At 37.5% G+C, this 10,655-nt stretch carries 8 protein-coding genes and 2 tRNA genes; 1 reads left to right on the top strand and 9 read right to left on the bottom strand.

The window, feature by feature from the left end:
• Window positions 1–116 precede the first annotated feature (116 nt).
• The 8 genes from ACOH2D_RS17860 to ACOH2D_RS17895 all read right to left on the bottom strand — a co-directional run bounded on the left by ACOH2D_RS17860 (window position 117) and on the right by ACOH2D_RS17895 (window position 6,739).
• A tRNA-Val gene (locus tag ACOH2D_RS17860) sits at window positions 117–191 on the bottom strand.
• 41 nt (window positions 192–232) lie between these two features.
• Window positions 233–307: transfer RNA gene (locus ACOH2D_RS17865), tRNA-Val, on the bottom strand.
• Window positions 308–378: 71 nt separating this feature from the next.
• The gene (locus ACOH2D_RS17870) at window positions 379–1,599 is read right to left on the bottom strand and encodes a bifunctional folylpolyglutamate synthase/dihydrofolate synthase (RefSeq protein ID WP_449536117.1); all 1,221 of its coding nucleotides are present in this window, start codon (window positions 1,597–1,599) and stop codon (window positions 379–381) included.
• A gap of 1 nt (window position 1,600) precedes the next feature.
• Window positions 1,601–2,491 (bottom strand): energy transducer TonB family protein, encoded by an 891-nt coding sequence (locus ACOH2D_RS17875; protein WP_348036840.1) that lies wholly within the window; start codon window positions 2,489–2,491, stop codon window positions 1,601–1,603.
• A 1-nt stretch (window position 2,492) separates the two neighbouring features.
• Window positions 2,493–2,885: an ExbD/TolR family protein gene (locus ACOH2D_RS17880; RefSeq protein WP_348036838.1), complete on the bottom strand. Its 393-nt coding sequence runs from the start codon at window positions 2,883–2,885 to the stop codon at window positions 2,493–2,495.
• Between the two features lie 112 nt (window positions 2,886–2,997).
• Window positions 2,998–3,693, bottom strand: a complete 696-nt coding sequence (locus ACOH2D_RS17885; protein ID WP_348036836.1) for a MotA/TolQ/ExbB proton channel family protein — start codon at window positions 3,691–3,693, stop codon at window positions 2,998–3,000.
• Window positions 3,694–3,757: 64 nt separating this feature from the next.
• The gene (gene nhaD / locus ACOH2D_RS17890) at window positions 3,758–5,182 is read right to left on the bottom strand and encodes a sodium:proton antiporter NhaD (protein WP_348036834.1); all 1,425 of its coding nucleotides are present in this window, start codon (window positions 5,180–5,182) and stop codon (window positions 3,758–3,760) included.
• 492 nt (window positions 5,183–5,674) lie between these two features.
• Complete coding sequence (locus tag ACOH2D_RS17895; RefSeq protein WP_449536118.1) at window positions 5,675–6,739, bottom strand: anhydro-N-acetylmuramic acid kinase; 1,065 nt, start codon at window positions 6,737–6,739, stop codon at window positions 5,675–5,677.
• 91 nt (window positions 6,740–6,830) lie between these two features.
• Between ACOH2D_RS17895 and ACOH2D_RS17900 the strand changes: the two genes are divergently transcribed.
• A complete protein-coding gene (locus tag ACOH2D_RS17900; protein WP_449536119.1) occupies window positions 6,831–7,973 on the top strand; it encodes an acyl-CoA dehydrogenase family protein in 1,143 nt (380 codons plus the stop codon).
• 29 nt (window positions 7,974–8,002) lie between these two features.
• Here the strand turns inward: ACOH2D_RS17900 and ACOH2D_RS17905 are convergent, their stop codons facing one another.
• The gene (locus tag ACOH2D_RS17905; RefSeq protein WP_449536120.1) at window positions 8,003–10,480 is read right to left on the bottom strand and encodes a helix-turn-helix domain-containing protein; all 2,478 of its coding nucleotides are present in this window, start codon (window positions 10,478–10,480) and stop codon (window positions 8,003–8,005) included.
• Window positions 10,481–10,655: the final 175 nt, after the last annotated feature.

Here is a 10,655-nt window from a genome sequence, read left to right on the forward strand (position 1 = left end):
CCGCGCGCTTAGCAGCGCACTACGGATTTTTGTTTCCTGCAAACCTTCAAGTCTGCGACTTGGGTTTTCCGGAAACAAAAATCCCAATGTCTTCAACATTGGGATTCTGCTTGATGTGGTCCATACTGGATTCGAACCAGTGACTTCCACGTTGTCGACGTGACACTCTGAACCAGCTGAGTTAATGGACCGGCTACTTATAAAAAAAGTCCATACAATGTATGAACTTTTGTGGGCGATGAGGGGTTCGAACCCCCGACCCCCTCGGTGTAAACGAGGTGCTCTGAACCAGCTGAGCTAATCGCCCTGTTATGGGTGTGCAAATATAGTTTAGTTTTTGATATCTCAAAAGCTTTTTTGAAAAAAATTCAAAAATTTTTAAATAATTTCTGCAACAACAAACGTACTGCCACCAACATAAATAACATCTAACTTCGTAGCATGTTGTTTCGCAGCACTTAAGGCTTGCTCAACGCTATTATATGACTCTCCAAAAAATCCATTCGAAATGAAAATATTTTTTAAATCATTTGCGTCAAAACCTCTCGGGATATTCGGTTTGCAAAAATAGTAGGTCGCTACCTTGGGCAATAAAGGTAAAATAGTCGGAACGTCCTTATCATTTACAACTCCAAAGACCATGTGTAGGTGTTCATACTGTTCTTTTGCTAATTGCGCCATGGCGTATTGTAAACCTTCTTTGTTGTGCCCCGTATCACAAATAACCTTTGGTTGCTCCTGAAGAACTTCCCATCGTCCGTGTAACCCGGTGTTCTTGATCACATTTTTGAAACCTTCAACAAGGGATTCCTCTGAAATTTCAAATCCTCGCTGTTGAAGAACCTCTATTGTAGAAAGAACCGTCTTTCTGTTTTTTATCTGATAATCGCCTTTTAAATCACTTTGATAGTCTTTTTCAACTTCCTGTTGATCTGCGAACTGAATGTTGGCATGACGTTCCTTGGCTATTTCTATAAATATAGCCTCAGTTTCAGGCTGAGTCTCCCCTATTACAACCGGAACATTCGATTTTATAATACCGCCTTTTTCAAAAGCGATGGCTCCTAATGTATTGCCTAAAAATTGAGTATGGTCCAATCCTATGTTGGTAATAACGGATACTTCGGATGTAATGACATTGGTGGAATCTAATCGTCCGCCCATACCTACTTCCACCACTGCAATATCAACTTTTTCCTTGAAGAAATAATCAAACGCCATACCCACCGTCATTTCAAAAAAAGATAACGAATGGGTTTCAAAAAAGGCTTTATGTTTTTGAATAAAATCCACCACAAAGGCTTCGCTTACTTCTTTGCCATTGATTTTAATCCGTTCTCTGAAGTCTTTTAGATGTGGAGAAGTATAAAGTCCAACCTTATAGCCAGCCTCTTGTAAAATGGACGCCAACATATGGCTGGTGGAGCCTTTTCCGTTGGTGCCAGCTACATGAATGCTTTTAAAATTGTTTTCGGGATGATGAAGATGTTCTATTAATTGCAATGTATTGTCAAGGTTAGCCTTGTAAGCCGTTTTACCTTGATTTTGATACATTGGTAACTGATTAAACATCCAGTTGACAGTATCTTGATAAGTCATTTTATTGGGTAACGCTAAAATCGATTTTCACAAACCCTATTTGAGTAGAGGGTGCTTTAGGATCTGCTGGCCATTTATAAGTCAACGCCGTTTTTCGAGCAGCTTCATACAAACATATGTTTCCTGTAGTTCCTTTTTTACCAGGAATAGCATTCACGACGCGTCCATCTCTATTCACATGAATTTCAACAACCACACGACCTTCTTCATAACAATCCGGAACTACTTTACCATTAGAAGGTGTTCCTCTTCCTCTCAATCCATAACCGGTTCCGCTACCACCACTTCCTGTACCTGGTTGTCCAAAATAACTTGGTGCATAGGGATCGCCATCCAATTGACCTTTATCTCCAGGCTTATTGTCGTCACCTTCACCGCCAGAGGCTTTACCATCTGATTTTTTAACGCCTCCAATCAATGCATCGAGTTTTGCTTTTTTATCAGCTTCTTCTTGTCGTTTTTTCGCTTCGGCTGCTTCTTTGGCTTTTTCTGCACGTTCCACCTCGGCCTTTGCATTGGCATCAGCTTTTGCCTTGGCATCTGCAGCTTCCTTTTGCTTTTTCATAGCAATGGCTTCTGAATTGTCGGCTGTCAATACTTTTTCGGCAGGTTGTTCTGATTTTTTAGGCTCCGCTTTTGTTTCTTCAACTTTTGTTTCCTTAACAACAGGCTCCGTAACAACTTCTTTGGGTTCAGACTTGATAGGCTCTAAAGGTTGCACTTCGCCACTACCCACGTCTGAAGTTCCAAAATTAACTGCAACGCCATATTCCAAAGGCGGATCCATATATGGAAGAGCACCAACAACAAATAACAACAATACCAAAATCACCACAATTAGTGAGGTGATTTTTGCCGAATTGCGTTCGTGTTTGGTTTCTAAAAACTTCATATTAATTAGGCTTTACGGCCAAAATGACTTTAAATTTATTTCTATTTGCAATGTCCATCACTTTTACAACATTTTCAACCGCTACTGATTTTTCAGCTCTTAAAACGATGGTCGGTTCTGTTTGATTGGCCAGTAAGTTTTTTAACTCAAGTTCCAAAACACTTTCGCCAACCAGCTTTTGATCGATATAATAGTTTAAATCCTTGGTAATACTTACGGCAACCGATTGTTTATTCTCCGTTTTTCCACCTGCTTTGGGTAACAGAATGTCAATAGCATTTGTGGTTACCAAAGTTGATGCCAACATAAAAAATATCAATAACAAGAAAACAATATCGGTCATGGACGACATATTGAATTCTGGTGTTACTTTATTTCTTCCTCTTATATTCATAGATACGACTTACTCAAAATTATCATTAATATTTTTTTTAGATGCAATTATCAACAATTCTAGTCGACCAATCCAATTACTGTCGACCGCCAACTGAAAACTGCCAACTGAACTAAATCGGTTCGTTCAAATGATCTAAAAACTCTAATGAATTGGCTTCCATCTGATAGACGACTTTATCCGTCTTAACCACCAAATGATTATAGAACATAAAGGCGACAATACCCACTATTAATCCACCAACGGTTGTGGTCATTGCCGTATATAGCCCGTCGGCCAGCAATTTAATATCAATTTGACCGCCAGCATTAGCAATTTCAAAGATGGATAAGATCATCCCAATAACAGTTCCTAAAAAGCCAATCATTGGACCAACACCAGAAATAGTTGCGAGAACACTAACGTTGCGCTCCAATTCATAAACTTCCAAACGTCCAGCGCTTTCCAGAGCCGTTCCAATATCATCCAAAGGTTTCCCAATACGGCTGATTCCTTTATTGATCAATCTTGAAACTGGCGTGTTGACTTGAGCACAAAGAATTTGCGCCGAGTCTATTTTACCATTGGACACGTGATCCTTTATCTGGTTCATGAAATTGGAATCTATTTTGGAAGCTGCCTTAATAGCGAATAGCCTTTCGAAATAAATATAAATGGCAAATACCAACAACACAAACAAGACGGCAATAATAACCATTCCTGCCGTTCCTCCACTTGCAATCAATTCAATTATGGATAATGTTTTCTCTACTGATTCACCATCAGGAACAAGTTCCGTTCCATCTTGAATAGCACTCTGTAATATCATATTTATAATCATTAAAATTTATATAACTAGTGTATAACGTCTAATACTAGGCTTAAGTATGTATTTAAAAAATAATTTGTCTTGTAAACATAAAAACTACGGCACCTGCCAAGAATCCGATCAATGCTAACCAAGAGATTTTTTTAAGGTACCAAAAGAAATCTATCTTTTCCATACCCATAGCTACAACTCCTGCAGCCGATCCTATGATTAACATACTTCCTCCTGTTCCTGCCGAATAAGCTACAAAATGCCATAGCTCATTATCCATAGGCTCAGAAAACATTCCTAAACTAGCCGCCACCAATGGCACGTTATCAATAACTGCTGAGGCAACTCCTAGCAATAGTACCACTAAATCGGAAACACCTTCATGGTGTAATTCTGTACCCAACATTGGCATGGTATCTTGTAATGAGGTTGCGAATGTGAATAAAATCCCTAAAGATTCTAAAGCAGCTACGGCCATCAATATTCCAAGGAAGAATAAAATACTTGGCAATTCAATTTTTGCCAAAGATGAATGTACAGGACTGTGATGAGCATGGATATCTCCTTCAGCCGAATCTGGAGTGGTCATACTAAAATTTCTTCTACTATAAACTTCGGCAAATATTGCCACAATACCAAGAGACAACATCATCCCGACATAAGGAGGCAAGTGCGTTATTGTTTTAAATACTGGCACGAATACAATCGCTCCAAGACCTAAATATAACATCGTGGCACTGTATTTACTTTTTGGTTGTTCGTCAATTAAATCTTCATCATCTATGGTTAAATTTCCTTTAAACACAGGAAGGAATGACGCTATAAGTGCTGGAACGGCCATACAGATTAAGGAAGGCAAGAACAAATACACAAATAAATGGCTTGAAGTTACTTTTTTACCAATCCAAAGCATGGTGGTCGTCACGTCGCCAATTGGAGACCAAGCACCTCCAGCATTAGCAGCAATAATGATAAGACCTGCATACCACAAACGCATATCTCTTTCTTTTACAATTTTTTGAAGAATGGAAATCAATACAATTGTTGCAGTTAAGTTGTCAATAATTGCAGAAAGTGCAAAAGCTAAAATGGAGAAAATCCATAGAATTTTTGTTTTTTTCTTGGTTTTAACAAAGCCTTTTATGGTTGAGAACCCATCAAAATAATCAATAATCTCAACGATGGTCATTGCTCCCAATAAGAACACCAAGATCTCAGCCGTTTTTCCTAAATGGTGAAGCAAGGTGTTTTCCATATAGCTCATTTTACTCGCCGCTGGATTTTCTAAATTCTCTACCGGCAAACTGGCAAAGCCCTCAACCAAACCATGATTGGCAGAATCAAACCAATTGGGAAAGCTCTCCAATCCTAAAGAAATCAAAGCCCAAGCGATAGCCATCATGACCAAAGCTGGAATAAGCTTGTCAATTTTAATGCTATGCTCTAAAGTAATGGCTAAATAACCAATCACAAATACCAATATAATTGCGGTTTCCATAAATAAAATATTAAGTTGATTAAATGCTATTCTTTACGCGGTTTCGCTTACGCCTGTTTTACCTTTATTTTTAATTTAAACTCCTTCGGTTATTTTTTGATACTGTTTTCTATGTTTTCAGAAATAACACCTTTCAATTTGACCCTTCTTTTCCATAAAATTAGCAAATACTCTAACCACAGCGTATTTCCTTTTATCTGTTTTGACAAAGGCAACACACATTCATATTTAAACCGTCATGCATAGGGATACATCTTTCTGACAGACAACTGCATAAAGAAGGAGCAACCAATAAACTTGTCGTTCAGGTTTTCCGATTGTATTGCAATTACAGATTGTTTTTCTTCGCAGTTATGAAGTAATTCTGTCATTCGATGATGTTCATTCTAGTTGGTTAAGTTAGATAATACGCTAAAAAATTGACTTTTTATCTTATATTCTGTAACAAATATAAAAAACTATAAATCTCTTTGAATTAAATTCACCATTATTTTACGAATAATAAATTTTACCCGAGCTGTGATCATGTAAAGCACCTGTCACACTGCTCAAACAATTGGTTTCATTACGGTGTTTTAACACGCCTAAAAACGCAAAAATGAGCGCTTCTTTAAACTCTATTATAGGGTTTTCAGGAATAACGATAACACTCTTGGTTTTTTCAGAAACGCGCTCCATCAAAAACGTATTGAATGCACCACCTCCAGTCGTTAATACTGACGTTTTACTTTTAGATTTGATTTCGTTAGAAATTTGAATGGCTATGTGCTCAACAAATGTTCTTAAAATATCTTTGGTGCTTAATTGAAACGAATCAATCAATGGAAAGATTTCTGATTTAACCCATTCCAATCCTAATGATTTTGGATAATGGGATTTATAATAGCTTAAAGCATTCAGCTCTTGCAACAAAAGTTCATTAACTGCCCCTGATTTCGCGATTTTCCCACCATTATCATAGTCAAATCCTAAGTTTCCCACATAATGATTGAGGACGATATTGGCTGGGCAAACATCATAAGCAATCCGTTGTCCCTTGTGTTCAAATGAAATATTTGCAAAACCACCCAAATTAAGGCAATAGTCATATTTAGAGAACAAAAGCCGATCGCCAATAGGTACTAATGGCGCGCCTTGACCGCCCAGAGCAACATCTTCAACCCTGAAATCACAAACCACAGTTTCCTTTAAAATCGTTGCTAGTTTTGGTAAATTCCCTATTTGATAAGTCAGTCCAATTTCTGGTTGATGCAATGCTGTGTGACCATGAGAACAGATCGCATCTAAATTAACTAGCTTGTGTTTTTGAATAAACTGACGGATTGCATCTCCTATAAAACTGGTATACTCTTCATCCAATTGGACTAATTCTAACTTAGTAAATGTTACCAGGTTTCTTAGTTTCTCAACCCAATCAGATGGGTACGGACAGGTTTCGGCCTCCAATATTTTAAATTCCCAACCCTCCGAACAGGTGAAAGTGCAATGTGCTATATCTAATCCATCCAAGGACGTGCCTGACATAACTCCTATTACGTTGTAGTGATTTTTGTTCATAGCCGTAAAAATAGCTATTCAAATTGATAAAATACTAGTAAAACCTTATATTTGGATTCGTTTTTTAATAAATCAATAATTACCTTATAACATGGATTTTACGCTAACTGAAGAACATAAATTGATCCGTGACGCTGCACGTGATTTTGCCATTACTGAACTCCTTCCAGGTGTTATTGAACGCGATAACAAGCAAGTGTTCCCAAAAGAACTGGTTAAAAAAATGGGGGATCTAGGCTTTTTAGGGATTATGGTAGATCCTAAATATGGTGGAAGCGGCATGGATGCGATTTCTTATGTATTGATTATGGAAGAATTATCCAAAATCGATGCTTCAGCGTCCGTCATTGTTTCTGTAAATAACTCTTTAGTATGTTATGGTTTGGAAGCTTTTGCCAGCGAGGAGCAAAAACAAAAATATCTTACTAAACTGGCAACTGGAGAGTATGTGGGCGCCTTTTGTTTGAGTGAACCAGAAGCTGGAAGTGATGCGACTTCACAGACAACGACAGCGATAGACAAAGGTGACCATTATGTCATTAACGGCACCAAAAACTGGATTACCAGCGGTGGACGTGCCGATGTGTATTTGGTAATTGCCCAAACGGACAAGCACAAAGGTTCTCACGGTATAAACGCCTTCATTCTTGAAAAAGGGATGCCAGGTTTTGATATTGGTCCAAAAGAAGATAAATTAGGTATTAGAGGAAGTGACACGCATACCCTTCAGTTCAATGATGTGAAAGTTCCTAAGGAAAACAGAATTGGCGAGGACGGCTCAGGATTTCGTTTTGCCATGAAGACACTGTCTGGCGGACGTATTGGTATTGCAGCGCAAGCGTTAGGAATTGCTGCGGGGGCTTATGAATTGGCATTAAAATATTCCAAAGTACGTAAAGCTTTTGGCACCGAAATTTGTAACCATCAAGCCATCGCATTTAAATTGGCCGATATGTACGTCGATATTGAAGCGGCGCGTCATTTAGTAATGAAAGCCGCTTGGGATAAAGATCAAGGTAATAATTATGACGTTTCAAGTGCAGTGGCAAAATTATTTGCCTCCAAAGTGGCTATGGAGCATACCGTTGAAGCGGTTCAGATTCATGGTGGAAACGGTTTTGTTAAAGAATATCATGTGGAACGCTTGATGCGCGATGCGAAAATCACACAGATTTATGAAGGCACTTCAGAGATTCAGAAAATTGTGATTTCACGAAATCTTATTAAGGAATAATTTTTCTTTAGATATTATTTACGGAAGACTCAACTTAGATTGGGTCTTTTTTTTGTTTTATCAGATGGGTTCTCCATAGTATTTAGCACTAAACGAATGTCACTATAGCTATATTTATCATCCAGCTGACGTTTTAAATCGGTTAGATTCTCAAACGTATGTTTTGGGATGAGTTCAGTGAGTTCTTTAAAATGTTCTTCAGAAATCAAATCCTTTACATCAACTTCTCCAGTAACGACAAATTTAGATAAATGACCAAAGATGGTTGTTTCCACAAGTTCACGTTCTGCAGCAATTTCAGCAATCGTTTTGCCTGATTGGTATAATTCTAATGATATTTTGTCGGATTCGCCTTTAGCGATTTTCTTCTTTGGTTCTGGCCGCTTTTCAAATTCGATGGTATCATCAGTTTCAATGTCATTTTCTTCACAATAGGCTTTGATGACCTCCAAAATCTGATCTCCATATTTCTCTACACGGACTTTTCCAAAACCATCGATTTCTAAAAGTTGCTTTTTAGTAATAGGTAGCACTTCACAGATCTCATACAATCCTTTTTGAGTGAAAATCTGATAGTGCACAAGGCCATTTTCATTCGCAATCTCATTCCGCAATTCTCGTAATAATTCAAATAATTCAATATTGATCGTACCATCAATCACCGAAGATCTGGTCTTTTTGGGTTTATCTTTAGTCAAGAATACCGACTTGGCTCGTAACTCCAAAAATTTCTGAGTAGAAAATCCTTCTGCCAATCCATTAAAATAAGACAATTTAGCCGCCAATAATTCTTCTATGACGTCCAGGCTTTTAACGAGATCAGTTTCAATGGCTTTATTGTCGGTAGAATAATTGAAAGACTTTAAGGTGTCCATGACACATTTTTCGGTTTCGGTTTTGAAATAAGCAATGGCCTTTTTAAACCGATCTTGAATAGCAGTATTAGTTTCAGGTAAATCATCAGCATCAGCGATTTGTTTTAATTGTACATTAAAACCATTACTAACCTTTAAGAGATTTGTAATCCCGTCTTTCATGGTTATCAAAGGTAATTCTACATTCCCTTGAACACTGCCTCTATTTTTATAAAAGATGTCCATTAAACGATTAGCTGGATATAAAAACTCGTAAAAATCGAAAATCTCTTGAATGGACTCCAATTGAAAAGTTTTTCGAGCTGATTGTAGTGTGTTTTCATCAGGTTGGTTCTCCGCCGATGTTTTAGTAAATGAACTCACCTGTTGGTCATTGATAATTTGGCTCGAATCAATCTTACTTTTTAAAATCAGACCTTCTAAAGATTTACATCGGCTTAACGCCACATAAGTTTGTCCATGTGCAAATGCACCTTGAGCATCTACAATGGCCTTTTCGAATGTTAGACCTTGACTTTTATGTATGGTAATGGCCCAAGCCAAACGCAACGGCATTTGGATAAAGGAACCTATTTTATCTTCTGTGATGGCTTTCGTTTCAGGATTTACAGAATAATTAATATTCTCCCATTCTTCGGGCGTTGTCACAATATTAAACTCATCATCCGGACATTTTACGACCACTTCATCTTTATCCAACAAAATGACTTTTCCGATTTTCCCATTGAAGTAACGCTTTTCAGGAGAGCTATCATTTTTGATAAACATCACTTGCGCACCGACCTTTAATATGAGCTCTTCATTATTTGGATAGGCATGATCAGGAAATTTTCCTGACACTTTTGCTTTATACTTTTGTTCCTTGGAAGTTAAAGCTTCCAATTCAGCATTATTAACCTGTTCTGCACGATTGTTATGCGTGGTCAATGCAATATACCCTTCTTTCGGATCTGGTCTGAAATCCTTGATATAACGCTTATTCAATTCGTTTGCCGCAGCTTCTGAAAGCGTATTGTTTCTAATTTCGTTCAGAATCTCAATAAACTTGGGATTTTCCTGTCTATAAATATGTCGAAGTTCTATAGTAATGGCGTTACAGAGCTGATACGCATGACTACTGAAGAAATATCCTGTTTGATAATACGGTTTAAGAAGTTGCCATTCATTCTCTCTAATCACGGGCGATAGTTGCTGCAAATCTCCAATCATGAGCACTTGCACCCCACCAAAGGTTTTGTTTCTATTTCTGAAGCGCTTTAAGGTTCTATCAATACCGTCCAAAACATCAGCACGCACCATACTTATTTCATCAATAATTAATAAATCCATGGATTTAATAATATTGATTTTGGTTTTACTGAATTTTTTATTGAAGCCCGACGACTGACTTGTATCAGCGTCTGGCAAAATTGGACCAAAAGGTAATTGAAAAAAAGAATGAATGGTAACCCCTTTCGCATTAATTGCAGCAACTCCTGTAGGAGCCACCACCACAATGCGCTTTAAAGATTTATGTTTTAAATTATGAAGAAACGTGGTCTTCCCAGTACCGGCCTTTCCCGTTAAAAAAACGTTCTGATTGGTATTGTTTACAAAATCCCACGCTAACTCTATATCTTTATTTACTTCCATTATAAGCTATTTCTAACAGCATTTGAAAATACACAAAATTGACAAGTTTTCGGACATCTTTTAGATTTAAAAAATCATCTATATACTTATAAATTATTTGATATAGACGAAGTTACAAAACCATACAAACAAAAAAAGTCCCCAACAAATGAATGTTGGGGACTCTCAAAAAAGG

It is taken from the genome of Gelidibacter sp. (genome assembly GCF_053579655.1).

Bases quoted from the DNA above. Each gene is read 5' to 3' on its own strand.
- ACOH2D_RS17875 (WP_348036840.1), bottom strand. From the start codon at position 2,491: ATGAAGTTTTTAGAAACCAAACACGAACGCAATTCGGCAAAAATCACC.
- nhaD (WP_348036834.1), bottom strand. From the start codon at position 5,182: ATGGAAACCGCAATTATATTGGTATTTGTGATTGGTTATTTAGCCATT.
- ACOH2D_RS17870 (WP_449536117.1), bottom strand. From the start codon at position 1,599: ATGACTTATCAAGATACTGTCAACTGGATGTTTAATCAGTTACCAATG.
- ACOH2D_RS17905 (WP_449536120.1), bottom strand. From the start codon at position 10,480: ATGGAAGTAAATAAAGATATAGAGTTAGCGTGGGATTTTGTAAACAAT.
- ACOH2D_RS17895 (WP_449536118.1), bottom strand. From the start codon at position 6,739: ATGAACAAAAATCACTACAACGTAATAGGAGTTATGTCAGGCACGTCC.
- ACOH2D_RS17900 (WP_449536119.1), top strand. From the start codon at position 6,831: ATGGATTTTACGCTAACTGAAGAACATAAATTGATCCGTGACGCTGCA.
- ACOH2D_RS17880 (WP_348036838.1), bottom strand. From the start codon at position 2,885: ATGAATATAAGAGGAAGAAATAAAGTAACACCAGAATTCAATATGTCG.
- ACOH2D_RS17885 (WP_348036836.1), bottom strand. From the start codon at position 3,693: ATGATATTACAGAGTGCTATTCAAGATGGAACGGAACTTGTTCCTGAT.